We start from the raw sequence: 14,366 nt of genomic DNA on the forward strand, positions 1-14,366 counted from the left end.
GACACGGCTGGATCGCGACGCCGACCGCGCCCGCACCGCGATGCGCGACGCGCTCCCGCCGCGCGCACGCGCCTGGGCCGGGCTCGCACCCCGGTCGCTGATCATCCGTCCGGGGTCGGTGCTCGCGGGGTCGGTGCCGACCGGTCGCCCGGGGACGACGCGCTCTCGGGGAGGGGCGGCACCGACACCGCGCTGAGCCGGTCAGCGGTGGCGGTAGGACTGACCGGCCTGGCCGAAGACCTGCATGCGCTCGGCCACGATGCGCTGCATCGCGATACGTCCGGGCTTGCCGTACAGCGCGGGGTCGACACCGATCCCGTCGGCGTCGAGGTACGTACGCACGGCGGCGCTGTGGGCCATGTGCGAATCCATGCCCTGATTGATCTTCCGGATGCCGAGCTTGGTGGAGCGGGCCTTCTCGCTCTCGGGCACGCCCCAGGATTCGGGGAGCTTCCCGCCGTGCGCGTTGATCGTCTCCCGGAGATCGGCCGGCAGCGACGACGATCCGTGCATCACGAGATGCGTGTCGGGGATGCGCCCCGCGATCTCCTCGATGAGGTCCATCCGCAGCACGGTGCCATCGGGAGGGCTCGTGAACTTGTAGGCGCCGTGGGACGTGCCGATCGCGACGGCGAGGGCGTCGACGCCCGTCTCGGCCACGAACCGCGCCGCCTCGTCGGGGTCGGCGAGGATGATCTCCTTGCTGCTGGCGCCGCCGTCCTCAGACCCTCCGATCGTGCCCAGTTCTCCCTCGACGGAGACCCCGCGGGCGTGCGCGTACTCGACCACGCGACGGGTGACCGCGACGTTCTCCTCGAAGGTGGCCGGGGTGACGTGGTCGTCGCGCATGCTGCCGTCGATCATGACGCTCGTGAAGCCGGCGGCGATCGCTCGCACGCAGTCGTCGTACGAGGCGCCGTGATCCAGGTGCAGGACGACGGGGACGTCCGGGTAGTTGCCGATGAGGGTGACCAGCGCCTCCCAGAACAGCTCGTCGCGGCCATGGACCGAGGCCCCGGCGATCGTCTGGACGATCACCGGCGAGTCGGTCTCGGCGGCGGCGTCCAGCACGGCCTCGGCCTGCGCCAGGTCGGTCACGTTGAAAGCGCCGACGCCGTAGCTGCCGGCACGTGCGGCGTCCAGTGCCGCCCTGAGTGTGATGAGAGCCAAGGGCCCGTCCTCCGTTTCTCGCACCCGTCCTCCGTGACGGGCGACTTTTTCTGACAACGGTAGACAGACTAGGTTGCGAGTGTTACTTTGTCCATCGATAGACAGAGATTGTCCACACGTCGAAGGAGACGAGGTTCGGATGCGGGACGAGTTGCTGCTGGGGATCGACCTCGGCACGTCGTCGATCAAGGCGAACGCGATCGACCGCCACGGCCGGTCGCGCGGCGTCGGCGTCGCGCCCACGCCGTTCGCCCGCGGCGCGCACGGCGTGGAGATGACCACCGAGGCTCTCTTCGACGCCATCCGCTCCGCCATCGACGACCTCGGCGTCCTCGCGACGCGGATCGCCGCCGTGGGGGTGGCGAGCATGGGCGAGACCGGTACCGCCATCTACGCCGACGGGCCCAGCAACCTCCCCCTGGTCGCCTGGCACGACGAGCGCGGCGGAGAGATCGTGGACGAGCTCCGCGCCGCGTTCGGCGACGCCGAGATCCACCGGCGCACCGGCCGACAGGCCCGGAGCGTCACGAGCATCGCCAAGCTGGGCTGGCTGGCCCGCAACGGCTACGACGCGCGGGGCACGTGGACCGGCGTCGCGGGACTCACGGTGTGGCGCCTCACCGGCGCACTCGCGCAAGAGGAGTCGCTCGCGGCCACCAGCGGCGCCTTCGACCCCCTCCGCGGCGAGTACGACCGCGACATCCTCAGCCGAGTGGGCCTCGACTCCCTCGTCTGGGCCCCCGCACGCATCGCGGGAACCCCGCTCGGGCACATCTCGCCCGAAGGCGCGGCGTGGAGCGGCCTGCCCACCGGGATCCCGGTCACGATCGCCGGCCACGACCACCCCGTCGGAGTGATCGGCGCGGGCGGCGACCGCAGCGAGGTCATCGACTCGATGGGAACCGGTGAGCCCCTCGTGGTCGCCTGGGAGGCGCACCCCGACGCACCCCATCCGACCTGGCCGGACCAGCTCGGCGACCTCACCGTCACGGCCTGGCCGGGGACACCCCGACACATGCTGCTGTGGGAGACCCTGCGCCCAGGCCTGGCCACCCGGCACTTGCAACGGGCGCTGCGCGTCGCGCGCGACGACATCGAGTTCCGTGCCATCCGGGTGGATGCCGAGCCGCTCGATCTCGCGACGCTCGTCGCGATGCAGGAGGGCAGCATCCCCCCGGCGCTTCTGGACCGCCCCGCCGAGGAGGCATGGGCGGCGACTCTGGAGGGGTACGCCTCAGCCTCGGCCGATGCCGAAGCGCGGCTGCGCGCACTGAGCGGCGTCTCGGGAACGACCCTCCTGATCGGGGGCGGACTGCGCAGCCGGCGCTGGGTCGAGGCCAAGCTCCGCCGCGCCTCCCACCCGCTGGCGATGGCCGCGGAACGCGAGGCCGTCTCGCGCGGCGCCGGGCTCCTGGCGGGCGTCGCGGCAGGATGGTGGACACCGGAACACTATCCGCCCGCCGACACGGTGGCGCTCTCGAACCCGGCTTCCGCTCCCCCGTCGGCACCGCTCGCGGAGCCGGCCACGAGCGCCGTCGCTGCAGGGCACGGAACACCATGACGAGAAGAGGGATCCCACTCTATGCCTGCCTCATCGCCTGGACCGTGGTGCTCATGAGCAGCTCCTCCGATGCTCCCCGGGGCCTGCGCCGCCCCACCCGCCTCGTCGATCTCGCACAGCACGCGGGCGTGTCCACCAAGACCGTCTCGCGCGTGCTCAACGGAGAGGCCTACGTTGCCCCCGCGATGCGGGAGCGCGTCATGGCGGCCGTCGCCGAACTGTCCTATGTCGGCGATGCGGCGGCGACCGGCCTGCGCACGAAGCGCTCCGGCTTCATCGGACTGATCATCCCCGACGTCCGCAACGGCTTCTTCGCCCTGCTCACCCGGGCGATCGAGGAGCGGCTCTCACCGGCCTCCCCCACCCTCCTCCTCGGGGACTCCGACGAGGAGGCCGACCAGGAGGAGCGCTACCTCCGGACGTTCCGGCAGCAACGCGTGGACGGGCTCATCGTGTTGCCCAGCGGCGCGCCGAGCCTCCCCGACGCCGTCTCGGAGATCCCCACCGTGATCGTGGATCGCACCGTGCCCTCGGTGCGCAAGAGCGCCGACCACGTGCTGGCCAGCAACCGTCGCGCCGCCGAGCGGCTCGTCGAGCACCTCGTTGCCCATCACCGGCTGTCGCAGGTGGCCCTCATCGCCGGGAACACCACCGTCTCCAACGTGCGTGACCGCCAGAGCGGATACACCCGCGTCATGAACGCGGCGGGCCTGGAGCACCACGTGAGCGCGGGACACGCGACGCCCGACGATGCGGCGGCGGGCGCCCTGGAGCTCTTCCGCACCCTCACTCCCCCATTCGGGGTGTTCACGACGAACAACCGCATGTTCTGGGGAGCCATGGCCGCCATCTCGCGACTGGGGCTGCACATCCCGCGGGACGTGCTGGTGACCACGATCGACTCCATCGGAGAGGCGACCGTGACGGGCCTGAAGCCCACGCAGGGCGTCATCCCCGTCCAGACCGTCGCGGCGAAGGCGATGAAGCTCCTCGCCGAGCGGACGGAGGACCCCACGCTGCCACCCCGGAGCGTGACGGTCGACATCGACATCGAGTTCGGCACCACCTGCGGGTGCATCCCGCTGACGACGGCGCCGCTGATGATGGGTCCCCTCGCGGCCCCCTGAGACCCCGTCGGCGACGGACGGGTCGAAGCTGACCGCAGTGTGCCAGCGAAGCGAACACTGCGGCCAGCCGCGTCGCACCAGGAAGCAATCACCCACTCGAAGGAGAGAAATGATCACGACCACTCGGATGCGGACCGCGGGAGCGGCCGCTGCGACCGCGACCATCCTAGCGGTGGCGCTCGCGGGCTGTTCGAGCGCCACCGAGCCCACGCCGAGCACGTCCGGCGCTCCGGAGGGCGGAGGCAAGGTCGCCTTCGTCATCAAGCCGCTCGACAACACGTACTTCGGTGCGATGGCCGAGGGCGCGGAGGCCGCCGCGAAGGAGGCCGGCGTCGAGCTGACGGTCGTCGCCGCCGAGAACGTCACCGATGACTCGGGCCAGGCGTCCAAGCTCAACGCGCTCGTGACGGCCGGCTACGACTGCTACATCGTCAACCCGACGAGCCAGACGAACCTGCTCACGGGTCTCGTCCCGGTCTCCGACGCGGGCACGCCGATCGTCAACCTCGACCTGCCGATCGACCTCGACGCCGCGAAGGACGCCGGGGTGACCGTGACGACCTACGTCGGGACGAACAACGAGACCGCCGGCGCCGCGGGTGGCGAGGCCATGCTCGATCTCGTCGACGAGGGCAGCCAGGTGGCCCTCATCGGCGGTCTGGTGGCCGACCCCGGCAACATCGCACGCCTCGCCGGCTTCGAGAAGGCCGTCGCCGGCAAGCTCGAGATCACCCAGACGGTCGCGGCCGACTTCGACAAGGCGAAGGCCAAGAGCGCCGCCGCGACGATCCTCATCGCCAACCCCGACATCAAGGGCTTCTTCACCCCGTCGGGCGACATGGCCATGGGCATCCAGCAGGCGGTGGAAGAGGCAGGCCTGAAGGGCAAGGTCGCCGTCGTCGGCATCGACGGCACGAAGGACCAGCTCGCCGACATCGTCGCGGGTGGACAGCCGGCGGCGATCGAGCAGTTCCCCTACCTCATGGGTGTGCAGTCGGTGCAGGCCTGTGTCGCGGCCATGGGCGGCAAGACGATCCCCGAGACCGTCGAGACGCCGGTGCTCATCGTGAACAAGGACAACGCTCAGGCCGCGCTCGACGCCTTCCCGGCACCGCCGGCGGGCTTCGAGGTTCCGAACCCCTTCGAGTAAGCCGATCAGAGACGGGGATCCTCACCCATGACCACCCAGACACCCACCCGAAACCGGGGCCGCGCCGACGAGACGGCATATGCCGTGCGCCGCGCGCTCGGCTCCGAAGAGACCTGGATGAAACTCGCCGCCCCGGTGGCGCTCGTCGTCCTGGCCATCGTGCTCGGCTCGATCAACCCGAGATTCCTCTCGTGGCCGAGCATCACGAGCATGCTGGCCGACGCGACGATCCCGATCATCCTCGCCCTGGGCGCCACGTTCGCGGTGACCCTCGCCGGGATCGACCTGTCGCTGGCCGCGACGGTCGCCCTCGGCAGCGTCACCCTGGCCACGGCCTACCAGGCGGGTCTGCCCCTGATCGTCTGCTGCGGCATCGCCCTCCTCACGGGCCTCGCGGTCGGGACGATCAACGGGTCGTTCATCGGCTGGGTGAGGATCCCCGACTTCATCGTGACGCTGGGAAGCCTCAGCATCGTGATGGGGTTGAGTCTCATCATCTCGCAGGGAAAGCCCGTGCAGATCCCGGAGCGGGCGCTGACGGCCGTCAGCACGATGAACGTCGGCGGGATCAGGATCAACTTCCTGATCGCCATCGGGATCGCGATCGTGTTGCACGTCGTCCTGTTCCACACCCGGTTCGGCACGCACCTGCTGGCCGTGGGCGACAACCCCGACGCCGCGAAGGCGATGGGGTTGAAGGTGCCGCGGATCAAGCTCGCCGGCTACATGATCTGCGGCGCGATGGGCGGGATCGGCGCGATCATGCTGACCTCGTACATCGGGTCGAGCCAGCCGGCCACCAACACCGACTACCTGCTCAAGGCGATCGCCGCGGTCGTCCTCGGCGGCGTGAGCCTCTTCGGTGGCCGCGCCACGATCTACGGCCCGGTGATCGGCGCGATCCTGCTCACGTTCCTGCAGTCCGGCCTCACCCTCCTCGGTGTGAGCGCCTTCTACTCGCCGCTGATGATCGGCATCGTCGTCATCGCCGCGGCCACGCTCATGAGGGGGCGGAAATGACCGACAAGATCGTCGTCGAAGACATCCACAAGTCCTTCGGCAACGTCGACGCGCTCAAGGGCGCCTCGCTCACCATCAAAGCGGGCGAGATCACCGCGATCGTCGGCGACAACGGCGCGGGCAAGTCGACCCTCGTCAAGTGCCTGACCGGTCTCTACACCCCCGATCGGGGCGAGATCCGCATCGACGGTGAGCCGGTGCAGTTCTCCTCGCCGCGCGACGCGCGGGACAAGGGCATCGAGACGGTCTACCAGGACCTCGCCCTCAGCGACCAGTTGAGCGTGTGGCAGAACATGTACATGGACCGGGAGCTCGTCCGCGGCATCCCCGGGTTCCAGTTCCTCCGCCGCCGCGAGATGCGGACCCGGGCGGCCGAGCTGATCTCCGACCTCGCCGTCAACGTCCCGGGCGTCGGCCGGACCGTCAAGCGGCTCTCGGGCGGACAGCGTCAGGCCGTCGCGATCGCCCGCGGGGTGATGTGGGCCGAGAACATGATCATCCTCGATGAGCCCACCGCGGCCCTCGGCCTCAACGAGACGGCACAGGTGGAAGCCCTCATCCGCCGCGTCGTCGAGGGCGGCAAGACCGTACTGGTGGTCTCCCACAACTTCGAACAGGTCAAGCGCCTGTCGCAGCAGGTGTGGGTCATGCGCGGCGGCCGCGTGGTCGGCGGCACGCGTACCGAGGATGTCACCGGCGAACAGCTCGTCGGCATGGTCACCGGGGCGGTGCGCACCGTCTAGAGCCTCCCCCAACGGCGATGAGCCCCACCCTTCACGGGGTGGGGCTCATCGCCTTGTGGCGGAAGTGACAGGATTTGAACCTGCGATACGGGAGAACCGTATACATGGATTCCAGCCATGCTCCTTAGGCCGCTCGGACACACTTCCAAGGAGCGATCCTACCAGCCCCCGTCCGACCCGCCGACCCGCGCCGGGCTCTCAGCCCTGGCCCTCCTCCTCCGAGTCCGCTCCCGGACCGGGCCCGGGACGCACGGCGGCTCCATCGGCGACGTCGATGCGTGTGACGCCGTCGTGCTCGCTGACCTCGATGCGGGGCGCGGCGTCGGCCTCGGTGGATCCTTCCGCGCGGAGCAGCTGGTCGCGACGCTTCTCCTCGGCGGACATGTCGTCGCTCTCGTCGCCGTCTCGGGGCTCGGGCCGCCCGCCCGCACCGCTCACCGCGCTCACGGGCTCACCATCCCGCCGTTGACGTTCAGCGTCTCGCCGAGGACGTAGCTGGATTCCGGCGAGGCGAGGAACACGTAGGCCGGGGCGAGCTCTGCCGGTTGGCCCATCCGGCCGAGCGGGGTCTCCTCCCCGAACGAGTCCAGCTTCTCCTGTGGCTGTCCGTCGCTCGGCTGGAGCGGGGTCCAGATGGGCCCGGGTGCCACCGCGTTGACCCGGATTCCCTTCGGCGCGAGTTGCTGGGCGAGCGCCTTGGTGAAGGCGTTGATCGTGGCTTTCGTCGAGGCGTAGTCCACGAGGGTTTCGGAGGGCGAGTAGGCCTGGATCGAGGTCGTGTTGATGATCGTCGATCCCGCCGGCAGGTGCGGCAGGGCCGCCTTGGTGATCCAGAACATCGCGGAGACGTTGGTCCGGAAGGTGTCGTCGAACTGCGTGTCGGAGAGCTCTTCGAGCGACTCCTGGAAGATCTGCTTGCCGCCGTTGTTGACGAGGATGTCGAGCCCTCCGAGCGCGGCGACGGCGTCGGCGACGAGCCCGCGACAGTACTCGGGATCGCGGAGGTCCCCCGGGAGCGTCGCGACGGTCACCCCCGCCTCCCGCGCGATCGCGGCGATGCGCTGCGCGTCCTCCTCTTCTTCGGGAAGGTAGGACAGCGCGACCGACGCCCCCTCCCGCGCGAAGGCGATGGCGGTGGCGGCACCGATCCCCGAGTCGCCGCCCGTGATGAGGGCGCGGCGCCCCGACAGTCGCCCGGTACCGCGGTAGGTGTCCTCCCCGAGATCCGCTTTCGGGGTGAGGTCGGCGTCGAGGCCGGGTTCGGCCATGTGCTGCCGTTGCGGTTCGATGTCTGCGTAGAGCGTGGTGGGGTCGACGAACGTGTACTGATCGCGGGCCATGATTCCTCCGGTTGTCGTGTCGTGTGTGCCTGAACGTGTCGGGTTCTGGGGCGTCGGGTTTAGGGGCGTCAGGTCGAGGGGCTCGGATGCCTCGTCGAACGGACCCGTGTCGTCAAGAGGTGGTCGGTGCGCCCTCCTTCCCCACCGGCGGATCCAGTGTCAGATCGCGCAGCGTCAGCGCGGCACTCAGGAAGGCCAGGTGGCTCAACGCCTGCGGAACGTTGCCCCACGCCGACCCGTCGTCGGCGTCGATCATCTCGGCGTAGACGCCCACATCGTTGGCATGCGCGATCAGCGGCTCCATGAGCGCCGTCGCCTCCTCGACGCGGCCGACGCACGCGAGTGCATGGACCCGCCAGAAGGCGCACGCGACGAACGTCTTCTCCTCGCGGTCGGCACCGGAGTAGCGATACATCAGCGGCCCGGCGGCGAGGTCGGCGGTGAGAGCGTCGATCCGTCGCGCGAACTCGGCCCACGGCAGGCGTCCCGCCACGCCGGACACGAGCGCATCGGTCACCCGGACGCGCCCCTGGGCGGTCGTGAACGTCGTCTCGAGGACGTTCGTTCCGGGAAGGTAGCGTCGGTCGGAGCGGAACTCCCCGACGGGCCGCAACCGCAGGAGACCTCCGGTGTCCTGGTCGAGGATCCTCGCGAAGACGGGCGGCGAGGTGACCTCGGGAAGGGGAAGCCAGTCCACGTCGCCGTCGAGCCCGATGAGCGCCACGGTCCGGCCATCCCCGATCGGCGCATACGACTCGATCGGAGCGGACTCGGTGGGGACCGGCGACACGGAACCTCCTGCAGACGGGAGCCGTCAGTCTGCACGAGCCGGCGCGCTCGCGCGTCCGGGTTGACAGCGCCGGTCAGCCCGTGGAAGGGACCAGGCTCGCTTCGCCGTCCGTCTAGAGGCGGAGCGGGAGTTCGCGCGTCGCGTCCCAGGGCTCGGTCCACCCGAGGCGCTCGAACAGCGCGTCGAGCACCATGGCCGTGAACCCCCACACCAGGTACTCCCCCGTCCCGTGCGGCACGACGAAGCCGGGGCCGCGCCACTGACGACCGTCGCGATGCAGGACGGTGGTTCCCCGACGCGCCGGATCCAGGAGGTCAGCCACGGGCGTCCGGAAGACGGCGGCAGACTCCGCCTCGTCGACCACGCGCACGGGCGACGGGTGCTCCCACCAGGCGAGCACGGGGGTGACCAGATGACGCGAGTAGTCCAGCGACACCGGCGCGAGGGATCCCAGCACCTCCACGCCCGCCGTGTCGAGCCCGGTCTCCTCTCGGGCCTCCCGCAGCGCAGCGTCGACCGGTCCGTCATCACCAGGATCGATACGGCCTCCGGGGAACGCGACCTGCCCCGGGTGGGCGCGGAGCGTCGCCGCCCGCGACAGCAGGAGCACGTCGAGGTCGCGCGAGACGGCCGCCTGCGGGTCATGACGACTCGGGGCGTCGTCGAGCACTCCGAAGAGGATCAGGATCGCCGCCGCACGAGCCTCGCCGTCGCTGTGCGGCACACCGGTGACGAACGGCTCCGCTCCGGGCTCCACGAGGCCGGCGAGCTGCCGACGCGCTCCGGCATCCGCCGCGGCCGGGTGCGGCACGGGGCGGTGGAGGGGGTCGGGCACCCGTCCAGGCTACGCGCCACCGCAGGTGGGAGGGCGGGGACGTACGATCGAGGAGTGACCGCCTCTCCCCTCGTCCTCGTTGCCAACGCTGCCGACGGCAGCATCTCCGCCTTCGCCCTCCACGACGGAACGCTCGAGCGCCTCGCCGTGACCGACGGACTCCCGGGATGCTCGACCTTCGTCGTCGACGGCGAGCGCGACCTCGTCTACGCCGCCGTCAAGGGGAGTTCGAGCGATGAGCCGGCCGGCATCCTCACACTGACCCTCGACCGCGCGACCGGAGCCCTCGAGCCCGATTCGCGACTCGACCTGCCAGACGGCGGGATGAACTACCTCGCCCTCACCCGCGGCGGCACGGGCCTTCTCGGTGCCGCCTACAGCGGCGGCTACGGCATCAGCAGCCCCATCACGGGCGGTGTCGTCGGCGAGCCGGTCTCGACCGTTCGCTACCCGAACCTCCACTCCGTCCTCCCGAGCGCCGACGGGCGCTTCGCCTACTTCGTCTCACTCGGCGCAGACCTCGTCGCGCAGTACGCCCTCGGCGACGACCTGGCGCTCACCCCACTGGAGCCTGCCACCGCGCCCGCACCGGCCGGCAGCGGTCCCCGCCACCTCGTGCTCAACGACGCGCAAGACGCCGTGTATGTCATCACCGAGTTCTCCGGCGAGGTGCTCCACTTCTCGCGTGACCTGCACGACGGCACGCTGACCCCGCAGGGGGCGACGACGGTGTTCGACACCTCGAAGGGCCTCGGTCACAGCGAGCTCGGCGCAGACCCTCTCGCCCGCCACCTCATCTGGGGCGCGGATCTGCACTGGGGCGCGGGCCAGCGCCACCTGTGGGGGTCGGAGCGCACCGAGAGCACGCTCGGCGCCGTCTCCGTCGGCGCGGGCGGAAGCGTGGCGGCTCCCGCGAGCTTCACGGTCACCGAGACGCAGCCCCGCGGGTTCGCCCTCAGCCCCGATGGCACGGTGCTGGTGGCGGCGGGTGAGAAGTCGACGCAGGTGTCCGTCTACACGGTCGACGGCGATCGGCTCGACCTCCGACAGCGGGCGGAGACGGGACGAGGGGCCAACTGGGTCCGCTTCGTCTGATCCTGGCGCGCACCTGGGCGTCCGCGACCTGACCGGCTTCCCCGGACACGGACGCGGGCGGAGGTCGTCGTGGCCGTCTTCACCGCACCTGGCCGCTCAATCGGCGAGCGGGATCACCTGCACGGTCCCGCCTGTCCCTCCGAGCACGAGGACGCGTCGCGCCACGACCGGCTCCAGCGCCTGCAGCAGCGCGCCCGCATCGATTGCCGCCTCCTGGTCGGCGCGCGCCCACCGCGTCACGCGGGCTCCCGTCGCGTCCCGCACCGCCCGGGCGAGGTCGTCCACATCGCTCCCGGCGACGAGCACCACTTCTTCGATCGCGTGGTCGCGAGTGTCGGCGGCGGCAAGGGCACGCTCTCGTCGCCACACGGGGAAGTGGTAGCCCGCGACGAGTGCGGTGGCCGCCAGCAGACCGAAGGGTGCGCGGATCCGCTCGAAGAACCCCTCGGGATCGGAGTCGAGCACCAGCGAGAACACCCGGTAGCCGACGACGAGGAGGGCGACGATCGCCACGACGGCGCTCACCCCGAACACCGCGACGAGATAGATCCTCCGCGAAGTGCTCCCTCTCTCCTCAGACGCTCGGTCCGGACGCCACGCCGCCCACCACACCGGAGCACCCACGAGGAGCGAGGCGATCCCTCCGAGCAGGAGCGTGCGGGTGTCGTCACCGGCAAGAGGAGTCCCGAGCGTGGCGAGGAGCGCGTTGATGACGACCCCGATGCCCGAGGCCGCTCCCACGAGGCCGACCCCGGCGATCACCAGGCGCGCAGCGCTGCGCGTGGCAGGGCTCCGGTCGGCGACGGTGACGCGATGTCCCGTCCAGACCAGCGCGCCGATCACGGTGGCCGCGACGGCGACCGGAAGCGGCGACAACACGTCGCCCCAGCCGTCGCTGCGGTCGGCGATCGACCGCAGCGCCACCGACAGGGTGACTCCGATCCCGCCGAGCGTCAGGGCGGCCCCGCCCAGGACGCCGGTGAGCACGACCACGACATCGGCGAATCCGCCGCGCAACAGCCGCGCACGCTCGGCAGCCCAGTACCACGCCCACACAGCGGCGCCGACGACGCACCATGCCAGGGGAGAGACGACCGCGACGCTCCACGGTGCACCCAGGCTGATACCGACACCCTCGGGAGTCGGGAGAGCCTCGTCGATCAGCACGGCGAGAGCCCGGACACCGCCGGCCGCGGCGACAGTGAGCCCGTAGGCCGCCCCGAGGACGGCGGGGACGGACGCGAGCCGGGTCGGCCGTCGCGTCGGGTGCGCCCACATCGCCCGATGCGCCACCCACAGCGCCAGCCAGGTGACGGCGGTGGCGAGGCTGTCGGGCTCCCACTCGCCGCGCGCGACAGCGCCCACCAGACCCGCCAGCGCCGAGGTGAACACCACGAGCGAGACGACGCTCACCGCGGCGAGGTACAGGCCCCACGCCACCGAGTCGCGGTCGCCGCCCTCCAGCCGGCGCCACACGAACCACCACAGGACGAGGGCGAGCGCTCCGCCGATGAGGGCGAACGCGAGCGAGAGCGCGAGGCTCGCCGAGTCGCCGTCGTATTCCGGACGCGTCTCGAACAGGCGTCCGAGCAGTCCGCTGATGCCGGTCGCCGCCACCATGACCAGGACGAACAGGATCGAGAAGACGATGAGACGCCGGACGGTTCCCTGTGTCCGCCCTCCCGGGACGGTGGACGATCGAGACGGCCGTTCCCGGGGCAGTTCGTGCTGGCGCGACGGAGCGCTCACGAGACCACCTCTTCGCAGATGGTGAAGATCCACGGCGAGGTGCGGATCCGCCAGGAATCACCGTCCTTCTCGAGCGAGAACGCGTCGTCCAGTTGATACTCGCCCGCGCCGAACAGGCCCCCGCGGTCGCGTGTGACGAGAGAGACGTCGACCGTCGCCGTGTCGCCGCGCTCGCGGGTGCGGAGGAGTGTCATACGCGTGTCTCCCACGGGTCCCGGATCGACGCGACCGCAATCGTCGGCGAGGTCGGCGGTGAGGTAGCGCGTGGCCGCATCGCGGTCGCCAGCGAGCACGGCCTGCGTGTAGCGCTGCACCACTCCGGCCGGCGTTCCCTCGTCCAGTGGTTCCGCCCCGCCTCTCGTGAACACCACGACGAGCGCGACGACGACGATCGCGACGATCACGCCGACGACGACGAGCAAGGCACGGTCGGGCTGACGGGAGGGGGCGGGATCGGTGGGGGCATCCATACCGCCATCATGTCGGCTCCCGCCACCGTAGGCCACCATTCGAGCCGGTCAGTCGGTCGGTGGCCGGGCCGCGGCTGCTGAGTGCACGGCGAGCGGTCGGAAGGGCACAACGGCGGATCCCGGGCGCTCTCTGCCCGCGTGTCGCCGCCGAAGCACGGCGTGTCGCGCCCGCCGCCCGCTGTTGTGCCCGGCGGGTGGCCGGAACGCTCGGCGCAGAGGTGGCCGGCGAAGACGCCAGCCACCCCTGCCGCGGTGGTTCAGTTCAGGGCGCGCGTGGAAGAGGGGATGACGCCGTCGGCGTAGAGGCTCTTCGCCGCATCCTGCAGTGCGGTCAACGCCACCCGCTGCGTCAGCGGACCGTACGAGATGCGCGCCACACCGAGCGCCTCGTACTCGGCCGCGCTCAGGGCGCCGGGCAGTCCGATGACGCTCACTTTGCGCTCCCCGATGCCGTCCACGAGCCGCCGTGTGACATCGGCGTCGAGGATCCCGGGCACGAAGACCACGTCGGCACCCGCCTGGAGGTAGGCCCGTCCGCGCTCGATCGCATCGGCGATCGACTCCTCGACGGGGCGATCCCCCGCCCGGACGAACGCGTCGGTGCGGGCGTTGAGCGCGAAGGGCACGCCCTCCGCCTCGCCCGCACGCACGATCGCCTCCACCGCGGCCACGGCATCACCGAGCGGCTGCAGACGGTCCTCCACATTCGCGCCGACAGCTCCGACGGCGATGGCGCGCCGGGCTGTGTCACCGGGGTCGCCGAACCCGGCGTCGAGGTCGGCGCTGACCGGCACATCGCCCGCGACCGAGACGATGCGGCCGACCATGTCGAGCATCAGGTCGCGCGGGATGTTCTCGCCGTCGGCGTATCCGAAGGTCGCCGCGATGGAGTGCCCCGCGGTGGCCAGCGCCCGAGTCTCGGGAAGGGCCAGCACGGCCTGTGCCGATACGACATCCCACACGTTGACGACCCGGAGGATCTCGGGGGCGGCGTGGAGGGCGGACAGGGTCTGCGCGCGCTGCGCGGTGCTCGTGGTCATGCTTCCACGGTAACCTCCGCCGAGGGGGCGAGGACCGGGATCGACGAGTCCGCCTCGCCGGCGTCAGCCAGGGCTCAGGAGGAGCGGCGGAGCATCCCCCGCAACACGAAGAACACGACGGCGGCGACGACCGCCACGATGACGAGCTTGACGATGAACGCGAGCAGGCTGAAGATCACGTTGACCAGCACCCAGGCGATGACGACCGCCACGACGACGCCGACGATGGTCCACAGCCCGTTCTTGGTCATCTCTCCAGCGTAGTCACCGGTCCCG

16 protein-coding genes and 1 tRNA gene are annotated in these 14,366 nt (G+C 70.8%); 7 read left to right on the forward strand and 10 right to left on the reverse strand.

Translation table 11 applies throughout. From position 1 onward, the window contains the following. A partial coding sequence (locus QM591_RS06920; protein ID WP_415130943.1) for a hypothetical protein occupies positions 1-196 on the forward strand: 196 nt, incomplete at its 5' end. A 5-nt stretch (positions 197-201) separates the two neighbouring features. On the opposite strand, the gene QM591_RS06925 is transcribed toward QM591_RS06920, so the two are convergent. Beyond that, a complete protein-coding gene (locus tag QM591_RS06925) occupies positions 202-1,170 on the reverse strand; it encodes a ketose-bisphosphate aldolase (protein ID WP_067162333.1) in 969 nt (322 codons plus the stop codon). Positions 1,171-1,309: 139 nt separating this feature from the next. On the opposite strand from QM591_RS06925, the gene QM591_RS06930 reads away from it, so the two are divergent. From QM591_RS06930 to QM591_RS06950, 5 genes are all read left to right on the forward strand, one after another. Then, on the forward strand, positions 1,310-2,731 hold the full coding sequence (locus QM591_RS06930) for an FGGY family carbohydrate kinase (protein ID WP_415130946.1): 1,422 nt from the start codon (positions 1,310-1,312) through the stop codon (positions 2,729-2,731). A gap of 53 nt (positions 2,732-2,784) precedes the next feature. Further along, a complete protein-coding gene (locus tag QM591_RS06935; protein ID WP_415130948.1) occupies positions 2,785-3,858 on the forward strand; it encodes a LacI family DNA-binding transcriptional regulator in 1,074 nt (357 codons plus the stop codon). A 109-nt stretch (positions 3,859-3,967) separates the two neighbouring features. Then, the gene (locus QM591_RS06940; protein ID WP_415130950.1) at positions 3,968-5,008 is read left to right on the forward strand and encodes a substrate-binding domain-containing protein; all 1,041 of its coding nucleotides are present in this window, start codon (positions 3,968-3,970) and stop codon (positions 5,006-5,008) included. 27 nt (positions 5,009-5,035) lie between these two features. Beyond that, positions 5,036-6,028 carry an ABC transporter permease gene (locus QM591_RS06945; RefSeq protein WP_415130952.1) on the forward strand — a complete coding sequence of 331 codons (993 nt, stop codon included), beginning with the start codon at positions 5,036-5,038 and terminating at the stop codon, positions 6,026-6,028. Next, entirely contained in the window at positions 6,025-6,771 is a 747-nt protein-coding gene (locus QM591_RS06950) for an ATP-binding cassette domain-containing protein (protein ID WP_415130954.1), read from the forward strand. The genes QM591_RS06945 and QM591_RS06950 overlap by 4 nt, the downstream gene beginning before the upstream one ends. 56 nt (positions 6,772-6,827) lie before the next feature. Here the strand turns inward: QM591_RS06950 and QM591_RS06955 are convergent. From QM591_RS06955 to QM591_RS06975, 5 genes are all read right to left on the reverse strand, one after another. Beyond that, positions 6,828-6,918: transfer RNA gene (locus tag QM591_RS06955), tRNA-Ser, on the reverse strand. A 51-nt stretch (positions 6,919-6,969) separates the two neighbouring features. Continuing rightward, positions 6,970-7,218, reverse strand: a complete 249-nt coding sequence (locus QM591_RS06960) for a multidrug transporter (RefSeq protein WP_415130956.1) — start codon at positions 7,216-7,218, stop codon at positions 6,970-6,972. Then, positions 7,215-8,111, reverse strand: a complete 897-nt coding sequence (locus tag QM591_RS06965) for an SDR family oxidoreductase (RefSeq protein ID WP_415130958.1) — start codon at positions 8,109-8,111, stop codon at positions 7,215-7,217. The genes QM591_RS06960 and QM591_RS06965 overlap by 4 nt, the downstream gene beginning before the upstream one ends. A 112-nt stretch (positions 8,112-8,223) precedes the next feature. After that, positions 8,224-8,901 (reverse strand): trehalase-like domain-containing protein, encoded by a 678-nt coding sequence (locus tag QM591_RS06970; RefSeq protein WP_415130960.1) that lies wholly within the window; start codon positions 8,899-8,901, stop codon positions 8,224-8,226. 112 nt (positions 8,902-9,013) lie between these two features. Then, positions 9,014-9,658: an NUDIX hydrolase gene (locus QM591_RS06975; protein WP_415131016.1), complete on the reverse strand. Its 645-nt coding sequence runs from the start codon at positions 9,656-9,658 to the stop codon at positions 9,014-9,016. Positions 9,659-9,790: 132 nt separating this feature from the next. Between QM591_RS06975 and QM591_RS06980 the strand changes: the two genes are divergently transcribed. After that, entirely contained in the window at positions 9,791-10,831 is a 1,041-nt protein-coding gene (locus QM591_RS06980) for a lactonase family protein (RefSeq protein ID WP_415130962.1), read from the forward strand. Positions 10,832-10,927: 96 nt separating this feature from the next. On the opposite strand, the gene QM591_RS06985 is transcribed toward QM591_RS06980, so the two are convergent. The 4 genes from QM591_RS06985 to QM591_RS07000 all read right to left on the reverse strand — a co-directional run bounded on the left by QM591_RS06985 (position 10,928) and on the right by QM591_RS07000 (position 14,341). Beyond that, entirely contained in the window at positions 10,928-12,580 is a 1,653-nt protein-coding gene (locus QM591_RS06985; RefSeq protein ID WP_415130964.1) for a DUF5671 domain-containing protein, read from the reverse strand. Beyond that, positions 12,577-13,050, reverse strand: a complete 474-nt coding sequence (locus tag QM591_RS06990) for a hypothetical protein (RefSeq protein WP_415130966.1) — start codon at positions 13,048-13,050, stop codon at positions 12,577-12,579. Before QM591_RS06990 ends, QM591_RS06985 begins: the two co-directional genes overlap by 4 nt. Before the next feature lie 257 nt (positions 13,051-13,307). Next, positions 13,308-14,090: an isocitrate lyase/PEP mutase family protein gene (locus QM591_RS06995; RefSeq protein ID WP_415130968.1), complete on the reverse strand. Its 783-nt coding sequence runs from the start codon at positions 14,088-14,090 to the stop codon at positions 13,308-13,310. Between the two features lie 74 nt (positions 14,091-14,164). After that, the gene (locus tag QM591_RS07000; RefSeq protein ID WP_415130970.1) at positions 14,165-14,341 is read right to left on the reverse strand and encodes a hypothetical protein; all 177 of its coding nucleotides are present in this window, start codon (positions 14,339-14,341) and stop codon (positions 14,165-14,167) included. Positions 14,342-14,366 lie beyond the last annotated feature (25 nt).

The organism is Microbacterium sp., assembly GCF_047607225.1.
GTDB lineage: Bacteria > Actinomycetota > Actinomycetes > Actinomycetales > Microbacteriaceae > Microbacterium.